The following is a 361-nucleotide window of genomic DNA, read 5'->3' on the forward strand; positions in this document are numbered from 1 at the left end:
TTGCTTTGTCCACTTTGCTGAAAAACGCACTTATTTTCCTCTTTGGACCTTTTGAAAAAGACATAAGGCCCAATCTTCAATGTTAATGGGAAAATAAAAAAGCCCCTTAAAGAGGCCTATATCAATCCGTTTTGGTGCTGATCAGGGGCTTGTGCAACGGTTACCATTGTTGGGCACAGTTATTTTATTCTTTCTTTTAAGAAATCCAGTCTTGTTAAATCAGAATTACTTGCTAAAAACAACTTTAGAGACTGTTTTGGAAACATACTTTTTCCTTTATTGATACAAAAATTAATTCGATGTTGTAGCAGAGGGATTAGATAATCTTTTCCTGAAACTATTGTCAAAAGAGTTTTATTAC

General features: G+C 33.8%; 1 protein-coding gene. It reads right to left on the reverse strand.

The genetic code is table 11. From position 1 onward, the window contains the following. Positions 1–179: 179 nt before the first annotated feature. Positions 180–361: hypothetical protein (locus A7D14_RS20200; RefSeq protein ID WP_218058508.1), on the reverse strand; the 182-nt coding region annotated here is incomplete at its 5' end.

Origin of the sequence: Allomuricauda sp. CP2A, from assembly GCF_001683915.1 — a bacterium.
Classification (GTDB): Bacteria; Bacteroidota; Bacteroidia; order Flavobacteriales; family Flavobacteriaceae; genus Flagellimonas.